The sequence below is a fragment of the Verminephrobacter aporrectodeae subsp. tuberculatae genome (genome assembly GCF_026127385.1).
Taxonomy (GTDB): Bacteria; Pseudomonadota; Gammaproteobacteria; order Burkholderiales; family Burkholderiaceae_C; genus Acidovorax; species Acidovorax aporrectodeae.
On record NZ_QZCX01000003.1, the window covers coordinates 783,565 to 801,469 of the forward strand.

The following is a 17,905-nucleotide window of genomic DNA, read 5'->3' on the forward strand; positions in this document are numbered from 1 at the left end:
GAAGGGTTTCAGGATTCACGCTGCGGGCCGAACGACGTCCAGCACGATCTCGGTGAACGAAGGCTTTTCGACCGTATCTTTCGGCGCCTGGGTCTGGGCGGCCTTGGCGCCCTGGGCAAAATCGTTTTGCAGGCGCCACATGAGGTTGCTCGGCGAATCGGCGTGCGCCAGGCCCTCGCTGCGGTCGATTTTTGCGTCCACGACGAGCCGCGCGAGCGCTTGCTCAAAGCTCTGCGAGCCTTCGGTGAGGGACTTCTCCATGGCATCCTTGACGCCGAAAAAGTCGCCTTTTCCGATCAGGTCGGAGACCAGGTCGGTGTTGCGCAGGACCTCCACCGCCGGCACGCGGCCGCCGTCGAGCGCGCGCACCAGCCGCTGGGACACGACGGCCCGCAGCGCCGAAGCCAGATCGCCGAGCATGCTGGGGCGCACCTCGACGGGATAAAACGACAGGATGCGGTTGAGCGCGTGGTAGCTGTTGCTGCCGTGCAAGGTGCTCAGGCACAGGTGGCCCGACTGGGCATAGGAGATGGCCGCGCTCATGGTTTCGCGGTCGCGGATTTCGCCGATCAGGATCACGTCGGGCGCCTGGCGCAGTCCGTTCCTGAGCGCCGTCTGCAAGGACTGGGTGTCCACGCCGACCTCGCGCTGGTTGACGATCGACTTCTTGTTCCGGAAATGGTATTCCACGGGGTCCTCGATGGTGAGGATATGGCCCGTGACCCGCTCGTTGCGGTAATCGATCATCGACGCCAGCGTGGTGCTCTTGCCCGAACCCGTGGCGCCCACCACCAGGATCAGGCCGCGCTTTCCCATGATCAGTTCGCGCAGCACGGGCGGCAGGCCCAGCGTGTCGAACGCCGGAATCTCCTGCGCGATGAAGCGGATCACCACCGCGTAGCTGCCGCACTGGCGCATGGCGCTGATGCGAAACCGCCCCACACCGCTCAAGAGCAGGCCCATGTTGAGCTCGCCGATTTCCTCGAGTTCCTCGATGCGATCCGGGGGGAGCACTTCGGAGAGCAGGTTGCGCGGCGCCTCGGGCGGCAGGATCTGCTCGTTGATCGGCACGCACACGCCATGGATCTTGAGCAGCGCCGGGGCATGCGCCGACAGGAAGAGGTCGGACGCTTTTTTTTCGCTCATCAGGCGCAAAATCCGATTCATCGTTCCCATGGTGTTCCTCCCCCCGATGCGCGCGTGTGCGCCGCCGCTCAGTCGCGCAACAGATCGTTGATGCTGGTCTTGGAGCGGGTCTGCGCGTCCACGCGCTTGACGATGATCGCCGCGTACATGCTGTAGGCCGCGCCATTCGCTGCGGTCTTGGGCAGGTTGCCGCTGATCACGACCGACCCCGACGGAATGCGGCCATAGCTGATCACGCCGCTGGAGCGGTCGAAGATGGGCGTGCTCTGGCCGAGGTACACGCCCATGCCGAGCACGCTGTCGTGCTCCACGATCACGCCCTCGACCACTTCGGAGCGGGCGCCGATGAAGCAGTTGTCCTCGATGATGGTCGGGCCGGCCTGCAGCGGCTCGAGCACGCCGCCGATTCCCACGCCGCCGGACAAATGCACGTTCGCGCCGATCTGCGCGCATGACCCCACGGTGGCCCAGGTGTCGATCATCGCGCCCTCGCCCACGTACGCGCCGATGTTCACGTACGACGGCATCAGGATCGCGCCCCGGGCGATGAAGCTGCCGCGGCGGGCGACCGCCGGCGGGACCACGCGAATGCCGGTGGCCTGCATCTGTTCCTCGTTCAGGTGGGCGAACTTCGTCTGCACCTTGTCGTAGAAACCCAGGTGGCCGGCCCGCTGGACTGCGTTGTCCTTGATGCGAAACGACAGCAGCACCGCCTTCTTGATCCACTGGTGCACCGTCCAGCGGCCCACGCCCTCGCGCGTGGCCACGCGCAGCGTGCCCCGGTCGAGTGCGTCGATGACCTGCTCCACGGCGTCCAGCGTTTCCCCTGGCGCGGCGCGCGGGGACAGGCTGCTGCGGGTCTCCCAGGCCTTGTCGATGATGCTTTGCAATTCGTCGGTCGTGCGTTCGGTCATGTTGTTGTCAGGCGCTGCGGGCAGTGGGCGATGGGGTCCGGGATTCGATGAATTGCACGATGCGCGACGCGGCTTCCACGCATTCATCGGTTTCGGCGACCAGGGCCATGCGCACGCGCTGGGCACCGGGGTTGCCGCCCTCGGCCTCCCGGGCCAAGTAGCTGCCCGGGAGTACGGTCACATTGTATTGGGCCAGCAAGGCCCGCGCGAACTCGGCGTCGTCCATTCCCAGCGCGTCCGGAACCTTGGCCCACAGGTAGAAGCCCGCGTCCGGCAGGGCCACCTGCATCACGGCGGCCAGCATCGGCGTGACCCGGGAGAACTTCTCGCGGTAGCGCGCGCGGTTTTCCTGCACGTGCTGCTCGTCGCCCCAGGCCGCGATGCTCGCCGCCTGCACGAGCGGACTCATGGCGCTGCCGTGGTAGGTGCGGTAGAGCAGGAAAGCCCTGATCAGCGCCGCATCGCCGGCGACGAAGCCGCTGCGCAGGCCGGGCACGTTGCTGCGCTTGGACAGGCTGGTGAAGGTCAGCAAGTTCCTGAAGTCGCCCCGGCCGAGCTGGGCCGCCGCCTGCAGGCCGCCCAGGGGCGGCGTGTCGCGAAAGTAGATCTCGCTATAGCACTCGTCCGAAGCAATGACGAAGCCATAGCGCTCGCTCAGCGCAAACAGCTTGCGCCACTCGTCCAGGGGCATGACGGCGCCCGTGGGGTTGCCGGGCGAACACACGTACAGCAGCTGCGTGCGCTGCCACACGCTGTCGGGCACCGCATCCCAGTCCACGGCAAAGTTGCGCGCCGGATCGCAGGGCGCGTAATGGGGCGTGGCCCCGGCGAGCAGCGCGGCGCCTTCATAGATTTGATAGAACGGATTCGGGCAGACGACGACCGGCCTGTCGCGCGACGCATCGACGACGGTCTGGGCAAACGCGAACAGCGCCTCGCGCGAGCCATTCACGGGGAGCACCTGGGTTGCGGGGTCCAGCGTCAGCGCGTAGCGCAGCTTCAGCCAGGCGCTGAACGCGGCGCGCAGCGGCGGCGCGCCGGTGGTCGCCGGGTACTGGGCCAGGCCGCCCACGCTGCGGTTCAGCGCGTCCGCGATGAACGGCGGTGCCGGGTGGCGCGGCTCGCCCATTCCCAGGCTGATGGGGCGGTAGGCCGTGGGAAGATCCACCCCGGAGAAAAGCTGTCGCAACCGCTCGAACGGGTAGGGATGAAGATGGGAGAGCAAGGGATTCATGCCAGGATGTTAAGCCCGACCCGCGCGAATTTTCTGACGCCAAACTTGCATTTCTTGCCGCCCTCCGGCGCGCGCCGGGGGCAAAACCCATCCAGGCTGGACGCGGCAAAGGGCCCCGTTCCGCGCCGCAAGCCGCCCGCCGGGGCCGCGCGCCAGCGTGACACAATCGCCGCCATGTTCTGGACTATCCCCACCCTGATGACTTGGGCGCGCATCGTCGCGATACCTTTGATCGTGGGGGTGTTCTATATGCCGCTGAACCCGGCGATGCGCAACCTGATTGCCACCGTGCTGTTCGTGCTGTTCGCCGCCACCGACTGGCTCGACGGCTACCTGGCCCGCAGGCTGAACCAGACCTCGTCCTTCGGCGCCTTTCTGGATCCGGTGGCCGACAAATTCCTCGTCTGCGCGTCGCTTCTGGTGCTGGTGCAGTTGCAGCGCGCCGACGTGTTCGTCGCGCTCATCATCATCGGGCGCGAGATCGCGATCTCCGCGCTGCGCGAATGGATGGCGCAGATCGGCGCCAGCAAGAGCGTGGCCGTGCACCTGGTCGGCAAGATCAAGACCGTGGTGCAGATGCTGGCCATCCCCTTCCTGCTGTACGACGGGCGCCTGCTCGGCGTGATCGACACCGGCCTGTGGGGCACTTGGCTGATCTGGGTGTCGGCGGTGCTGACGGTCTGGTCCATGGTGTACTACCTGCAAAAGGCACTGCCCGAAATCCGGGCGCGTGTGCGGTAGAAGAGGCACCCGCAACCGGATCGGCCCCCTTTTCAAGAGCCCATTTTTCAGGAGCCAATGCGTGGCAACAAAACATCGCATTGCCGTCATCGCCGGCGACGGCATCGGCAAGGAAGTCATGCCCGAGGGCCTGCGCGTGCTCGACGCGGCGGCGCGCCGGTTCGGCATCGACCTGCAATTCGACGCATTCGACTTCGCCAGCTGGGACTATTGCGAGCAGCACGGCCAGATGCTTCCCGACGACTGGAAGGAGCAGATCGGCGGCCACGAGGCGATCTACTTTGGCGCCGTCGGCTGGCCCGAGAAAATCGCCGACCATGTCTCGCTGTGGGGCTCGCTGCTGCTGTTTCGGCGCGAGTTCGACCAGTACGTGAACCTGCGCCCCGCGCGCCTCATGCCCGGTGTGACCGCGCCCGTGGTGCGGCGCGACGGCAGCCCGCGCCTGCCGGGCGAGATCGACATGCTCATCGTGCGCGAAAACACCGAGGGCGAATACTCGAGCGTCGGCGGCCGCATGTACGCGGGCACGGCGCGCGAGATCGTGATGCAGGAGACGGTCATGTCGCGCCACGGCGTTGACCGGGTGCTCAGGTTCGCCTTCGACCTGGCCCGCACGCGCCCGAAGAAGCACCTGAGCAGCGCCACCAAGTCCAACGGCATCGCCATCACCATGCCCTTCTGGGACGAGCGCGTGGCCGAGATGGCCAAGTCCTACCCCGACGTGACGCAGGACAAGTTTCACATCGACATCCTCACGGCGCATTTCGTGCAGCGCCCCGACTTCTTCGACGTGGTCGTCGCGAGCAACCTGTTCGGCGACATCCTGAGCGACCTGGGCCCGGCCTGCACCGGAACCATAGGCATCGCGCCCAGCGCCAACCTGAACCCGGAGCGCACCGCGCCCTCGCTGTTCGAGCCGGTACACGGCTCGGCGCCGGACATTGCGGGCAAGGGCATCGCGAACCCGATCGGCCAGATCTGGTGCGGCGCGATGCTGCTCGACTTCCTTGGCTACCGCGCAGCGCACGACGCCGTGCTGGCCGCCATCGAGGCCGTTCTCGACCCGAAGGGCGGCGGCCCGCGCACGCCCGACATGGGAGGGAAATCCAGTACCCGGGATGTGGGCAGGGCCATTGCCGAAGCGCTTGGCACCGCCTGAAGCGTTTGCGGGATTGGGTACCCGGCATGCAATCGAGCCCCTGCGGCCTGTTTCGGGCGAAATCGCCCTGCAAGCCCCGTCGCTGCTCGAAATGAAATGTGGCTAAAATTCGCCGCCGCACCGACACAAAACGACGTGCCGTATTGACACCCGGAAACTCGATGGCTTTAATCCGATGCGGCAGCGTCTGCTTGGCTCAGTCACTTCCCCGTCCTACCTCCCCGCCGCGCATGCGCCGGGATGGGCCGTCGGACCGGTGAAGGCCAGAACCCCCGAGACATTCCATCAACTCTTTTCCGAGAGGCTCTTTGTGAACAAAACCGAATTGATCGAGCATATTGCTACCAACGCCGACATCTCCAAGGCCGCCGCCGCGCGGGCTCTGGAATCCACGATCGAAGCGGTGAAGAAAACTTTGAAGAAAGGCGGCACCGTTTCGCTTGTCGGTTTTGGTTCCTTCCTCGTGACCAAACGCGCAGCCCGCATGGGCCGCAATCCGCGCACCAAGGTACCGATTAAAATCAAGGCCGCCAAAGTGGTGAAGTTCCGTCCCGGCAAGGCGCTGAAAGACGCCCTGAACTGAACACCGCGGCTCTGGCAGGGTCCTTAGCTCAGTTGGTAGAGCGGCTCCTTTACACGGAGTAGGTCGGCGGTTCGAGACCGTCAGGACCCACCACCACCACCGACCGAAGGCGAACGCAAGTTCGCCTTTTGCTTTTTCCTCTTGCGAAAGATCGACCATGTTTGAAGCCATCCGCAAGCACTCCAAGATCGTCATCGTCTTGTTGTTCTTGCTGATCATTCCCTCGTTCGTGCTGGTGGGCATGAACAGCAACTACTTCTCCGAAAAGAGCCCGGTGGTGGCGCGCGTCGATGGCAGCAAGATCCGCCAAACCGACTGGGACAGTGCGCACCGCACGCAGAGCGACCGCATCCGTGCGCAAGCGCCCACGGTTGACCCGAAACTGCTCGACTCCCCCCAGGCGCGTTACGCCACGCTGGAGCGCCTGGTGCGCGAGCGCGTGCTCACGGCGGCCGCGCACGCGATGCGCCTCGTGACGAACGACGCGCGCCTGGCCAGCAGCCTCCAGGAGATTCCGGAGATCGCGCGGCTCAGGCGCGCCGACGGCACGCTCGATGCGGATGCCTACCGCGCCCTGACCGCCGGCCTGGGCCTGACACCCGAAGGCTTCGAGGCCGACATGCGCCGCAGCCTCTCCGTCAACCAGGTCATGGACGGGGTGCGGCGTACCGCCTTCGGCACGCAGGAGTCGGCCCGGCTCGCGCTCGACGCGCTGTACGGGCAGCGCGAGATTCAACTCGCGCGTTTCAACGCGGCCGATTTTTCCGCCAAGGTCGCCGCCACGGACGCCGAACTGCAGGCCTACTACCAAGCGCACACCACGCAGTTGCAACGCACCGAGCAGGCGAGCGTGGAGTATCTGCTGCTGGACCCGGGCAGCCTGCGCGCGGCAATCCACCTGAGCGAAGAAGACCTGCGCACGTACTACCAGGAGAACCAGGCGCGTCTGGCCGGCAAGCAGGAGCGCCGCGCCAGCCATATCCTCGTCAACGCGCCCCGGGACGCCCCGGCTGCGGAGCGCGAGAGGGCCAAGGAGCGGGCCGCGCAACTGCTCGCCCAAGTGCGCAAAAACCCTGCGGGCTTTGCCGAAGTGGCCAAGAGTGCGTCGGACGACAAGGGCTCGGCCGAGGCCGGCGGCGATCTGAACTTCTTTTCCCGGGGCGCCATGGTCAAGCCGTTCGAAGACGCCGTCTTCGCGCTCAAGAAAGGCGAGATCAGCGACCTGGTGGAAACCGACTTCGGATACCACATCATCGTGCTGACCGATGTCAAGGCGCCGCCCAGCTTCGAGGAACTGCGCCCCTCCCTGGAAGAGGAACTGCGGCAGCAGCAGGCGCAGCGCAAGTTTGCCGAGCTCGCCGAAGCGTTCAGCAACGCCGTGTACGAGCAGGCCGACAGCTTGCAGGCCGTGGCCGAGAAGTTCCAGCTCCCGCTGCAAACGGCCGCGGGCGTGACCCGCAGCCCCGCGCCCGGTGCCCAGGGCCCGCTGGCCAACGCCCAGTTCCTGCAAGCCCTGTTCGCCCCGGACGCACTGCAAAACAAGCGCAACACCCAGGCCGTGGAAACCGGCCCGAACCAGCTGGCAGCCGGCCGCGTCACCCAGTACACCCCCGCGGCGACCCCGCCATTCGAAGAAGTGCGTGCCCACGTGCGCAGCCTCTACCGGGCGGAAAAGTCCGTCGAACTGGCGCGCCAGTCGGGCCAGACCAAGCTGGCGGCCTGGAAGGAGGCCCCCGCAACGGCGACGGGCCTGACCGCCGCCGCCCTGGTGTCGCGCGAGCAGAGCCAGAACCTGCCGCGCCCCGTGATCGACGCCGCCCTGCGTGCGCCGGTGGATGCGCTGCCGGCATGGGTGGGCGTCGATCTCGGGGCCGAGGGCTACGCCGTGGTCAAGGTGAACCGCGTCGTTGCGCGCAAGGCCCCCGACGCGCAGCGCGCGCAGCAAGAGCAGCAAAAGTACCAGCAGTGGCTGACGGCGGCCGAGGAGCAGGCCTACTACGCGCTGCTCAAGCAACGCTTCAAGGTCCAAATTCAGGTCGCCCGCCCGCAGGCCATCGACCTGGCAGGCGCTGCGGAGAATTGAGCGCCGCGCCCCGGCTTCGGGGCAAAAAGCCCTGGCTATAATCCAAGGCTACGGTGGCTGTAGCTCAGTTGGTAGAGTCCAGGATTGTGATTCCTGTTGTCGTGGGTTCGAGCCCCATCAGCCACCCCAAACGCGCACCGGCGCTGCAGCGCACATGCTGTTGCAGCGCCGGTTTCGGTTCTTCAGGTCGGCGCCACTTCCCTGGCAAGCCAGACTTGCCATGCGGATTGCAGCCGCCGCACGGTGCATGTCCCGCTCTGGGCTGCGGGGTGTGCTTGCCATAACGAGGTCCCATGCACACGCGCCCACCACCGCCCTGAAGCGAATCTCCCCATGCCGCACAGTGTCCCCCTCATCCACACCATCGCCGCTGCACTCGGGCTGGCTTTGGTGCTGGGGTTCGTCGCTGCACGCCTGCGTCTGCCCGCGCTGGTAGGGTATCTGGTCGCCGGTGTGCTCATCGGTCCGTTTACCCCGGGTTTCGTCGCCGACGCCGCCATGGCCAGCCAGCTCGCCGAGATTGGCGTGATGCTGCTGATGTTCGGCGTGGGCCTGCATTTTTCCTTTGGCGATTTGCTCGCCGTGCGCAAGATTGCGCTGCCCGGCGCCGTGGTGCAGATGATGGTCGCGACGGCGCTGGGAATGGCGCTGGCCACCTGGTGGGGCTGGGGGCTTGGCGCGGCCCTGGTGTTTGGCCTGGCACTCTCGGTGGCGAGCACGGTGGTGCTGCTGCGGGCCCTCGAGGCCCGGGGAATCCTCAACAGCTACACCGGCCGGGTCGCCGTGGGCTGGCTGGTCGTGGAAGACCTCGCCATGGTGCTGGTCCTGGTGCTGCTGCCGCCGCTGGCCGAGTGGCTCAAGGGGGGATCGGACGCGCCGCTGAATGCCGCGCAGCTTTGGCAGACCCTGGGGTGGACGCTGCTGCAGGTCGGCGGCTTCGTGGCGCTGATGCTTCTGGTCGGGCGGCGCCTGTTCCCCTGGATGCTATGGCAGGTGGCGCGCACCGGTTCGCGCGAGCTGTTCACCCTGTGCGTGGTGGCGGCGGCCGTGGGCATTGCCTTCGGGTCGGCGGCCTTGTTTGGCGTGTCGTTCGCGCTCGGCGCCTTCTTCGCCGGCATGGTGATGCGCGAGTCGGAGTTCAGCCACCGCGCGGCGCAGCAATCGCTGCCGCTGCGCGATGCGTTTGCCGTGCTGTTCTTCGTCTCCGTCGGCATGCTCTTCAACCCGGCCGTTCTGTGGGAGCGACCCCTGCAAGTGCTCGCGGTGCTGGCGATCATCATGCTCGGCAAGACCCTGGCCGCCGCCGCGCTGGTGCTGGCCCTGCGCTACCGGCTGAACACGGCGCTCACGGTGTCTGCGAGTCTGGCGCAGATTGGCGAGTTCTCTTTCATCCTGGTGTCGCTGGGCTCGTCCCTGGGGCTGCTGCCGCCCGAGGGCGCGAGCCTGGTGCTCGCCGGGGCGCTCATCTCGATGGCGCTGAACCCGCTGCTCTTCCACGCCATTGCACCGCTGGAAGAATGGCTGCGCACGCACTGCGTGCTGGCGCGGCGTCTGGAGCAGCGCAACGACCCGCTCGCGGAATTGCCGATGGGGACGAATTCGCAACTGCTTGCCCGGCAGGTGGTTCTCGTGGGCCATGGCCGGCTCGGGCGCCGCGTGGCGAGCGCGCTGACTGCGCATGGCATTGCGTTCGTGGTCGCCGAGCAGAACCGCAAGCGGGTGGAGTCGCTGCGCGCCGAGGGCATTGCTGCGGTGTTTGGCGACGCGGAGGATCCCGCGGTGCTGATCCAGGCGCATATCGCCCAGGCCTACCTGCTGGTGATTGCCACCCCCGACACCATGAACGTGCGCCAGATCATCGCCACGGCGCGCGCGCTGAACCCGACCATCGAGACCGTGGTGCGCAGCCACAACGAGGACGAGGCGCACAGACTCGCGCAGGAATGCGACCGGACCGAGGTATTCCTCGCCGACGAAGCCCTGGCCCAGTCCATGACACGCCACGTGCTCGACCGGACGCAGGCACGCCCGGGGGGCAGCCCCCACCCCGTGCCTGGCCGGGCCTGAAGCCAAGGTGCTGCGTGCGCGATACCGTGGGCGCGCCCACGGGGCCTGCTGGGCAGTATCTCAGCCCCCGAACTGGGGGTGCAGCAAACGCACCCGGTTCAGCGCCATGGCCGCTGCGGCGGTGCGCGTTTCCACACCGAGCTTGGCGAACACGCGCTCCAGGTGCTTCTTCACCGTCGCGGGGCTCGCGCCCAGGATGGCGCCGATGTCGCGGTTGATCTTGCCCTTGACGACCCAGTAGAGCACCTCGGCCTCGCGCGCGGTGAGCCCGAACGCAAGGCCCATGGAGCCGATGATCTGCGCGTCCGAGGACTCGCGCATGACGATCAGCCAATCGCCCCCGCCCGCGCTGTCGCCCGCCTGCTGGTGCAGCCGGAACGTGAGGCGGCGCGCGCCCTGTTCGACGTTCAGCTGCGCGGGCTCGGTGCGCGCGGGCGCCGGCGATCCAGCGGAATTTTCGGCCAGCACGTGGCGGCGCAGCCAGTCGCGCACCGACTCGGGCGCCCAGGGGCCGGTGGCGCCGAACCAGCCCTGCAGCAGTTCGCGCGCCAACGGGGTCTGCCACAGGATGCGGCCGTCGCCGGCGCGCAGCGTGATGCTCGCGCAGCCGAAGGCGTCGAGCGCATTGCGCGCCTGGTGCGCCTGGCTCGCGTCCTGCCGGGCCCGGCGGGCGGCGCCCAGGTGCACGCCCATGCGGGCCAGCACCTCGCGCGGCTTGATGGGCTTGGTCACGTAGTCGATTCCCCCGGCCTCGAGCGCGGCCACCAGGTGCTCGGTTTCGGTCAGCCCGGTCATGAAGATGATCGGGATGTGCGCCGTGGCGGGCGCGGCCTTCAGGCGCCGCGCGACTTCAAAGCCGTCCATTCCGGGCATCAGGGCGTCGAGCAGGATGATGTCGGGCAGGGCCTGCGCCGCACGCTGCAGCGCGGCTTCGCCGCGCGTGGCGAGCAGCACGGTGTAGCCCGATTCGTCGAGCGCGTCGTGCAGCATGGCCAGGTTGTCGGGAACGTCGTCTACGACCAGGACCACGTCGCTGCCCCCGGGCACGGCGGGGGCCGGCGCCGACAGCGCCGCCGGCGGCGCAAGGAGGACAGCTGCGTCGCAGATCATTCTGGCGCCTGCCCAAGAATCCGCTCCATGGCGTCGAACTGGAACTCCTGGGCCAACTGCCGCATGCGCCGCACGAAGGCGCCGTGCGCGGGCTGGTCGCGCCCGATCGCGTCCAGCCGGTCGATGATTCCGCGGTAATGGCCCAGTTCCAGCACCCGCGCCAGCGCGGCCAGCGCGGCCGCGTCGGGGTACGTGAAGGGCTGCGGCGCTGGGCTCGTGGTCGTGGTCGTGGTCGTGGTCGTCGGGGTCATCGTCGGGGTCGTGGCCGGCACGGGGAGGAGCCCGGGCGGCGCGGCGCTGGTGACCGGGGTCGGGACCGGCGCGGGGAGCACGGACGGCGCTGCGTCCTGCTGCCATTGCAGATCCAGGCGGCGCTCGAGCCAGTCGAGCAGTTCGCTGTGGCGCACGGGCTTGACGATGAAGTCCTCGGGGTCGATTCCCACGTCGTTGTCCAGGGCCTTGTCGAAGGCGTTGGCCGAAACGATGGCGATGTGCGCGTCAACGCGCGCGCACCGGCGGTCGTCCCCCAGCGCGCGGATGCGGCGGATCGTCTCCCAGCCGTCGATCCCCGGCATGGCCAGGTCCATGAGGATCGCGTGCGGCCGGTAGCCGCTGGCCAGCAGGTCCAGCGCGGCGTGGCCGCTGGCGGCCTGGCGCAGTTCAAAGCCCAGGGAAGCGAGCAATTGCACGAGCAGTTCGCGGTCCTGCTCTTCGTTGTCGACGAGCAGGATGCGGCGCCGCGCGCCGACGTAGCCCCTGCGCACGCGCGGGGCCGCTGCCGCCGGCGCGGCCTTGCCGGACGCGTCGGCGTGCACCTCGGGCAGGAAGAGCTTGACCTGGAACACCGATCCCACGCCGGGCTGGCTGCTCACGCTGAGTTCACCGCCCATGAGCACCGTGAGCATCTTGGCAATCGTCAGGCCCAGCCCGGCGCCGGGTGCACCGCTCGTCGTGCTGCCACCCGATCCGCCACGGGCAAAGGGCTCGAAAATGCGCTCGATTTCGCCCGCGTCAAGGCCCGGCCCGGTGTCCTGCACGTCGATGCGCGCGATCTCGCGCGCATGGCGCACGCGCAGCGTGACCGTGCCATGCACGCTGAACTTGACGGCGTTGCCCAGCAGGTTGATGAGGATCTGGCGCAGGCGCTTTTCGTCGGCGCGCACCACCTGCGGCAGCACGCCCTGCGGCTCGAAGGAAAAGGCCAGCCCCTTGGTGGCAGCCTGCAATTCGAACAGGCTGGCGATCTCGTGCAGGCCGTCGGCAAAACGCATGGGCGCCACGTCGAGCCGGAGCTTTCCGGACTCGATGCGCGCGATGTCCAGCGTGCCCTCGACGAGCGACAGCAGGTGTTCGCCCCCGCGCCGGATCACCCGCACCGCCTGCCTGCGGTGCGGCGGCACGCCAGCGTCTTCGTCCATGAGCTGCGCGTAGCCCAGGATGCTGTTCAGCGGCGTGCGGATCTCGTGGCTGATGGCGCTGATGTAGCGGCTCTTGGCCTGGTTCGCCTGGTCGGCGGCGTGCTGCGCCGCCTCCGCCACCCGGCGCGCCTGCTCGGCGACCTGGCGCGCGGTCTGCAGGGCCGCGTCGGTCTGGCGGTGCAGTTCGATCTCGCGCACGAGCAGGCCCGTCTGGCGGTTCGACTCCTCCTGCGCCACCTGGCGGCTCTTGTGCGCAAGCACCAGCCACCAGGCGACGATTCCCGCGATCACGAGCAGCGCCAGATAGGCCTTGAGCAGCCCGGAACGCAGCACCACCGCGGCCAGCGGCTCGGCGCCGGAGCGGGCGATGCTGGCGAGCTCCTGGTGGTACAGCAGCCCGAGCACCGCGGCCAGCAGCGGCGCGATCACCAGCATGAGCAGCAGAAAATGCCCCAGGCCCGTGTCCAGGTAGCGCCAGACGGCGCGCGGCAGCAGCCAGCGCAGCGCCGCGGACCATTGCACGGCCAGGCGCGCGTGGGGCTTGCACAGGTCGCCGCAGCGCGCGTCGAGCGTGCAGCACAGCGAGCAGATCGCGCCCCCGTACGCCGGGCAGCGGGCCATGTCGGGCGCCTCGTACGCGCGCTCGCAGACCACGCAGCGCTGCAACGCCGCCGCGGCGCCCGGCGCGCCCCGGGGATCAGCGGCCACCGCTTCGGGCTGGCGTGCAATGTAGTAGCGCCCGCGGGTGACCCAGGCGATCAGCGGCGCGCTGACGAAGGCCACGGCCATGGCGATGAGCGCCGAGAAGGACTGCGCCAGCGCGCCGAACAGCCCCAGATGCGCGCCGATCGACAGGCCGGACGCGAGCGCCATCGCGCCCACGCCCACGGGGTTGACGTCGTACAGGTGCGCGCGCTTGAACTCTATGCCCTTGGGCGACAGGCCCAGCGGCTTGTTCACGACCAGGTCCGCGACCACCGCCATGATCCAGGCGATGGCGATGTTGGAGTACAGGCCCAGCACCTCGCCCATGGCGCGGAACACGTTCATCTCCATCAGCAGGCAGGCGATCAAGGTGTTGAACACCATCCACACCACGCGCCCCGGGTGGCTGTGCGTGAGGCGCGAGAAGAAGTTCGACCAGGCGAGCGAGCCCGCATACGCATTCGTCACGTTGATCTTCATCTGCGAGAGCACCACGAACAGCGCCGTCGCCGCCACGGCCCAGCCGTGCTGCGGAAACAGGTAGCCATAGGCCAGCAGGTACATCTGGTTCGGGTCCAGCGCCCGCTCAGCGGACAGCCCATGACTCAGCGCCAACCAGGCCAGGAATGCGCCGCCGAGCATCTTGAGCACGCCCGGCAGCACCCAGCCCGGCCCGCCCGCGAGCACCCCGAACCACCAGCGCGCACGCGCACCCGGCCTGGCCACGGGCATGAAGCGCAGGTAATCGGCCTGCTCCCCCATTTGGGTAATCAGCGCAATGCCCACGGTGAGCGCCGCACCAAACATGGGCAGATCGAATCCCGCGCCGCGCCCGGATTCACCACCGTAGTGCGATATCCCGGAAAACGCACCGGGATCGCGCAGCAGCACGCAGGCAAACGGCAGCACCAGCAGCAGCAGCCACAGCGGCTGCGTCCAGACCTGCAAGCGGCTGATCGCCGAAACCCCGTACGTGACCAACGGAATCACGACCACGGCGCAGACCAGGTAGCCCCAGGTGGGCGGAATGCCGAGCGCCAGTTCCAGTGCGTAGGCCATGACCGCGGCCTCCAGCGCAAAGAAGATGAAGGTGAACGAGGCGTAGATCAGCGAGGTCACCGTGGAGCCGATATAGCCAAAGCCCGCGCCGCGCGTGAGCAGGTCCATGTCCACCCCGTAGCGCGCCGCGTACCAGCTGATTGGCAGCCCCGCGAAAAAAATGATCACCCCCGTGGCGACGATGGCCCAGAAGGCATTCATGAAACCGTACTGCAATAGCAGCGTTGCGCCCACGGCCTCGAGGATCAGAAACGAGGCCGCGCCGAACGCGGTGTTCGCCACGCGCCATTCGGACCAGCGGCGAAAACGCTGCGGTGTATAGCGCAGCGCGTAATCCTCCATGGTCTCGGTGGCCACCCAGGTGTTGTAGTCGCGCCGGACCTTGACCACCTGCTGCGGCGCCGGCGCACCGGGCTGCGGCGCGGTCGCCGCGTCGGCAAAGTCCGCCGGGGCGGCACTGGAAGCAAGGGGTAAGGGCATGGGTAAGAGTGGGCAGCAAACTTTGCTAATTGTAAGTGCAGGTTTCATGCCATTGCGCAGGGCGTGCACCCGATTCCCAAGCATGACCGGGCACGGGGCTTGCTGACTGCAGCCATTGCACCCCCTCATTGACGCTCACACCGGCCCACCATGGAACTGACTGCGCGAGAAAAAGACAAACTGCTGCTCTTTACTGCGGCCCTGGTGGCCGAGCGCCGCAAGGCCCGGGGCCTGAAGCTCAACCACCCCGAAGCCGTGGCGCTGATCAGCGCCGCCGTGCTCGAGGGCGCGCGCGACGGCCAGACCGTTGCGCAGCTCATGAGCGCGGGCCGCAGCGTGCTCACGCGCGCCGACGTGATGGACGGCATCGCCGAGATGATTCCCGACATCCAGGTCGAGGCCACCTTCCCCGACGGAACCAAGCTGGTCACGGTGCACCAGCCCATCGTCTGAGCCCCCTCCCCTTCGACCCTTTTCCCGTGGAGACAAACCGCATGCATTTCCCGCGCATACCCCGGCCCGCAAGCGCCATGGCCTTCCTGGCGCTCGGCGCCATGGGCAGCAACGCGTGCGCGCACGGCGGCCACCCGATGCCGGTGTACGGCAGCTTTTTCGACGGCTTCATGCACCCGCTCAGCGGCCCGGACCATCTGGCCGCGATGCTCGCCGTGGGCCTGTGGAGCGCGCTGTCCGCGCGCCGCGCCGGAGCGCAGCTGCTCTGGGCCCCCGCAGGCTTTGCCGCGCTGCTGCTCGCCGGCGCCGTCCTGGGCCTGCGCGGCGCGGCCACGGCGGCGGTGGAACCGATGATCGCCACCTCGCTGCTGCTCGGCGGATTGCTGCTCGCGTCGCGCCTGCGGATGCCCGGCCCGGCCGCGGCGCTGGGCGTTGGCGTTTTTGCCCTGTTCCACGGCCTCGCGCACGGCCACGAACTCGCCGGCGGCGGCAGCGCCTGGCAGACCCTGGCCGGAATGCTCGCCGCCACGGCGTTGCTGCACTGCGCGGGCCTGGCCGCGGGCTGGACGCTGCGCCGGCGCGGCGCATGGCTCGCGGGCGCTGCGGGCGCCGGCGTCGCGGCCCTGGGCGCTGCGCAGCTGCTGCAACTGGCTTGATCGGTTCACAAAAAAGACCGCCATGATCCCCGGCGAACTCCTTATCGACGCCGACGCAGGCGCGCACCCGCTGAACACCGGCCGCCGCACCCTGACCCTGGTGGTGCGCAACCAGGGCGAGCGCCCGATACAGGTCGGCTCGCACTACCACTTTGCCGAAACCAACGCCGCGCTGGGCTTCGACCGCAGCGCCGCGCGCGGCATGCGGCTGAACATCGCGTCCGGCACCGCCGTGCGCTTTGAACCCGGCCAGGAACGCACGGTGGAACTGGTGGACTACGCGGGCGAGCGCAGGGTGTTCGGCTTTCGGGGCCTGATCCAGGGCGCGCTGTGAAATCCACCAACCACCCATAACCGTTTCCACAAAGCACAACAGCATGGCAAGCATTGGACGCCGCGCCTACGCCGAAATGTTCGGCCCCACCGTGGGCGACCGCCTGCGCCTGGCAGACACTGATCTGCTGATCGAAGTCGAGGCCGATTACACGCTGCGCGCGGGCAGCTACGGCGAAGAGGTGAAATTCGGCGGCGGCAAAACCATCCGCGACGGCATGGCGCAATCGCAGCGCAGCCGCGCGCAGGGCGCCGTGGACAGCGTGCTGACGAACGCGCTCATCGTCGACCACAGCGGCATCTTCAAGGCCGACGTCGGCCTGCGGGACGGACGCATCGCCGCCATCGGCAAGGCCGGCAACCCCGACGTGCAACCGGGTGTGGACATCGTCATCGGCCCGGGAACCGAAGTCATCAGCTGCGAGGGCAGCATCGTCACCGCGGGCGGCGTGGACAGCCATATCCACTTCATCTGCCCGCAGCAGATCGAAGAAGCCCTGGCCTCGGGCGTCACCACCTTGCTCGGCGGCGGCACCGGCCCGGCCACCGGAACGCTGGCCACCACCTGCACCCCGGGGCCCTGGAACATCGAGCGCATGCTGCAAGCGGCCGAGGCCTTTCCGGTGAACCTCGGCTTTCTGGGCAAGGGCAACGCCAGCCTCCCCGACGCGCTGCACGAGCAAATCGACGCCGGGGCCATTGGCCTGAAGCTGCACGAAGACTGGGGCAGCACGCCCGCGGCCATCAGCAACTGCCTGGACGTGGCCGACGCCAGCGACACGCAGGTGGCGATCCACAGCGACACGCTCAACGAATCGGGCTTTGTCGAAGACACCATGGCCGCCGTTGGCGGGCGCGGCATCTGCGCCTTCCACACCGAGGGCGCGGGCGGCGGCCACGCGCCCGACATCCTGCGCGTCGTGGGCGAGGCCAACTTCCTGCCCTCATCGACCAACCCCACCATGCCCTACACGCGCAACACGCTCGACGAGCACGTGGACATGCTCATGGTGTGCCACCACCTGGACCCGGGAATCGCCGAAGACCTGGCCTTTGCCGAAAGCCGCATCCGCAAGGAAACCATCGCCGCCGAAGACATCCTGCACGACCTGGGCGCCATCAGCATGATGAGCAGCGACAGCCAGGCCATGGGCCGCGTCGGCGAGGTCATCCTGCGCACCTGGCAGACGGCGCACAAGATGAAGCAGCAGCGCGGCAGCCTGCCGGGCGACAGCGCGCGCAACGACAACACGCGCATCAAGCGCTACCTGGCCAAATACACCATCAACCCCGCCATTGCGCATGGCATCAGCCACGAAGTGGGCTCCATCGCCGTCGGCAAATGGGCCGACCTGGTGCTCTGGAAGCCTGCGTTCTTCGGCGTCAAGCCCACGCTCATCGTCAAGGGCGGGATGATCGCCATGGCGGCCATGGGCGACCCCAACGCCTCCATCCCCACGCCGCAGCCCGTGCACCACCGGCCCATGTTCGGCGCCTTTGGCGCGGCCCTGGCCAGGACCTCGCTGAGCTTCGTCTCGCAGTCCGCCCTGGCTGCGGGAATCGGCGAACGCTATGGCCTGCGCAAAACGCTCAGCGCCGTGCGCCAGGTGCGCGGCGTGCGCAAGCGCGACATGCTGCACAACGACTACACGCCGCGCATGGAAGTGGACGCGCAGACCTACAGCGTGCGCGCCGATGGCCAATTGCTCCACTGCGAGCCCGCGACCTCGCTGCCGATGGCGCAGCGCTACTTCCTCTTCTGAC

At 68.1% G+C, this 17,905-nt stretch carries 14 protein-coding genes and 2 tRNA genes; 11 read left to right on the forward strand and 5 right to left on the reverse strand.

The annotated features are described in order from the left end of the window. Positions 1 to 15: 15 nt before the first annotated feature. From D5041_RS18555 to dapC, 3 genes are read right to left on the reverse strand one after another with little or no spacing between them, the layout of a single operon-like run. Positions 16 to 1,176, reverse strand: a complete 1,161-nt coding sequence (locus D5041_RS18555) for a PilT/PilU family type 4a pilus ATPase (RefSeq protein ID WP_010100129.1) — start codon at positions 1,174 to 1,176, stop codon at positions 16 to 18. Between the two features lie 38 nt (positions 1,177 to 1,214). Further along, on the reverse strand, positions 1,215 to 2,060 hold the full coding sequence (gene dapD, locus D5041_RS18560) for a 2,3,4,5-tetrahydropyridine-2,6-dicarboxylate N-succinyltransferase (RefSeq protein ID WP_010100127.1): 846 nt from the start codon (positions 2,058 to 2,060) through the stop codon (positions 1,215 to 1,217). A 7-nt stretch (positions 2,061 to 2,067) separates the two neighbouring features. Beyond that, entirely contained in the window at positions 2,068 to 3,294 is a 1,227-nt protein-coding gene (gene dapC / locus D5041_RS18565) for a succinyldiaminopimelate transaminase (protein ID WP_010100126.1), read from the reverse strand. Positions 3,295 to 3,468: 174 nt separating this feature from the next. Here dapC and pgsA point away from each other — a divergent pair, with 174 nt between their 5' ends. The 7 genes from pgsA to D5041_RS18600 all read left to right on the forward strand — a co-directional run bounded on the left by pgsA (position 3,469) and on the right by D5041_RS18600 (position 9,927). Beyond that, positions 3,469 to 4,035: a CDP-diacylglycerol--glycerol-3-phosphate 3-phosphatidyltransferase gene (pgsA, locus tag D5041_RS18570; RefSeq protein WP_029554390.1), complete on the forward strand. Its 567-nt coding sequence runs from the start codon at positions 3,469 to 3,471 to the stop codon at positions 4,033 to 4,035. A gap of 61 nt (positions 4,036 to 4,096) precedes the next feature. Continuing rightward, positions 4,097 to 5,194, forward strand: coding sequence for a tartrate dehydrogenase (locus D5041_RS18575; protein WP_265258984.1), 1,098 nt, complete (start codon positions 4,097 to 4,099; stop codon positions 5,192 to 5,194). Between the two features lie 175 nt (positions 5,195 to 5,369). Further along, positions 5,370 to 5,777, forward strand: a complete 408-nt coding sequence (locus D5041_RS18580) for an HU family DNA-binding protein (protein WP_456119849.1) — start codon at positions 5,370 to 5,372, stop codon at positions 5,775 to 5,777. Between the two features lie 17 nt (positions 5,778 to 5,794). After that, positions 5,795 to 5,870, forward strand: a tRNA-Val gene (locus D5041_RS18585). Positions 5,871 to 5,934: 64 nt separating this feature from the next. Further along, positions 5,935 to 7,860: a SurA N-terminal domain-containing protein gene (locus D5041_RS18590; protein ID WP_265282998.1), complete on the forward strand. Its 1,926-nt coding sequence runs from the start codon at positions 5,935 to 5,937 to the stop codon at positions 7,858 to 7,860. 53 nt (positions 7,861 to 7,913) lie between these two features. Continuing rightward, positions 7,914 to 7,989 (forward strand) — tRNA-His (locus tag D5041_RS18595). Between the two features lie 204 nt (positions 7,990 to 8,193). Next, positions 8,194 to 9,927 carry a cation:proton antiporter domain-containing protein gene (locus D5041_RS18600; RefSeq protein WP_010104981.1) on the forward strand — a complete coding sequence of 578 codons (1,734 nt, stop codon included), beginning with the start codon at positions 8,194 to 8,196 and terminating at the stop codon, positions 9,925 to 9,927. A gap of 60 nt (positions 9,928 to 9,987) precedes the next feature. On the opposite strand, the gene D5041_RS18605 is transcribed toward D5041_RS18600, so the two are convergent. Together D5041_RS18605 and D5041_RS18610 are read right to left on the reverse strand one after the other, a co-directional pair. Beyond that, positions 9,988 to 11,037 carry a response regulator gene (locus tag D5041_RS18605; RefSeq protein WP_265285447.1) on the reverse strand — a complete coding sequence of 350 codons (1,050 nt, stop codon included), beginning with the start codon at positions 11,035 to 11,037 and terminating at the stop codon, positions 9,988 to 9,990. Continuing rightward, entirely contained in the window at positions 11,034 to 14,699 is a 3,666-nt protein-coding gene (locus tag D5041_RS18610) for a hybrid sensor histidine kinase/response regulator (RefSeq protein WP_265285448.1), read from the reverse strand. Before D5041_RS18610 ends, D5041_RS18605 begins: the two co-directional genes overlap by 4 nt. 150 nt (positions 14,700 to 14,849) lie before the next feature. Between D5041_RS18610 and D5041_RS18615 the strand changes: the two genes are divergently transcribed. Genes D5041_RS18615 through ureC form a run of 4 tightly spaced genes read left to right on the forward strand, consistent with a single transcriptional unit; the run spans position 14,850 to position 17,904 of the window. Continuing rightward, a complete protein-coding gene (locus tag D5041_RS18615; RefSeq protein WP_010103527.1) occupies positions 14,850 to 15,152 on the forward strand; it encodes an urease subunit gamma in 303 nt (100 codons plus the stop codon). Positions 15,153 to 15,193: 41 nt separating this feature from the next. After that, complete coding sequence (locus tag D5041_RS18620) at positions 15,194 to 15,808, forward strand: HupE/UreJ family protein (RefSeq protein ID WP_265285449.1); 615 nt, start codon at positions 15,194 to 15,196, stop codon at positions 15,806 to 15,808. Positions 15,809 to 15,830: 22 nt separating this feature from the next. Then, positions 15,831 to 16,142, forward strand: a complete 312-nt coding sequence (locus D5041_RS18625) for an urease subunit beta (protein ID WP_265258988.1) — start codon at positions 15,831 to 15,833, stop codon at positions 16,140 to 16,142. 43 nt (positions 16,143 to 16,185) lie between these two features. Then, positions 16,186 to 17,904: an urease subunit alpha gene (ureC, locus tag D5041_RS18630; protein WP_265258989.1), complete on the forward strand. Its 1,719-nt coding sequence runs from the start codon at positions 16,186 to 16,188 to the stop codon at positions 17,902 to 17,904. The last annotated feature ends 1 nt before the right edge of the window (position 17,905 follow it).

Bases quoted from the DNA above. Each gene is read 5' to 3' on its own strand.
- D5041_RS18555 (WP_010100129.1), bottom strand. From the start codon at position 1,176: ATGGGAACGATGAATCGGATTTTGCGCCTGATGAGCGAAAAAAAAGCG.
- dapD (WP_010100127.1), bottom strand. From the start codon at position 2,060: ATGACCGAACGCACGACCGACGAATTGCAAAGCATCATCGACAAGGCC.
- dapC (WP_010100126.1), bottom strand. From the start codon at position 3,294: ATGAATCCCTTGCTCTCCCATCTTCATCCCTACCCGTTCGAGCGGTTG.
- pgsA (WP_029554390.1), top strand. From the start codon at position 3,469: ATGTTCTGGACTATCCCCACCCTGATGACTTGGGCGCGCATCGTCGCG.
- D5041_RS18580 (WP_456119849.1), top strand. From the start codon at position 5,370: ATGCGGCAGCGTCTGCTTGGCTCAGTCACTTCCCCGTCCTACCTCCCC.
- D5041_RS18590 (WP_265282998.1), top strand. From the start codon at position 5,935: ATGTTTGAAGCCATCCGCAAGCACTCCAAGATCGTCATCGTCTTGTTG.
- D5041_RS18600 (WP_010104981.1), top strand. From the start codon at position 8,194: ATGCCGCACAGTGTCCCCCTCATCCACACCATCGCCGCTGCACTCGGG.
- D5041_RS18605 (WP_265285447.1), bottom strand. From the start codon at position 11,037: ATGATCTGCGACGCAGCTGTCCTCCTTGCGCCGCCGGCGGCGCTGTCG.
- D5041_RS18610 (WP_265285448.1), bottom strand. From the start codon at position 14,699: ATGCCCTTACCCCTTGCTTCCAGTGCCGCCCCGGCGGACTTTGCCGAC.
- D5041_RS18615 (WP_010103527.1), top strand. From the start codon at position 14,850: ATGGAACTGACTGCGCGAGAAAAAGACAAACTGCTGCTCTTTACTGCG.
- D5041_RS18620 (WP_265285449.1), top strand. From the start codon at position 15,194: ATGCATTTCCCGCGCATACCCCGGCCCGCAAGCGCCATGGCCTTCCTG.
- D5041_RS18625 (WP_265258988.1), top strand. From the start codon at position 15,831: ATGATCCCCGGCGAACTCCTTATCGACGCCGACGCAGGCGCGCACCCG.
- ureC (WP_265258989.1), top strand. From the start codon at position 16,186: ATGGCAAGCATTGGACGCCGCGCCTACGCCGAAATGTTCGGCCCCACC.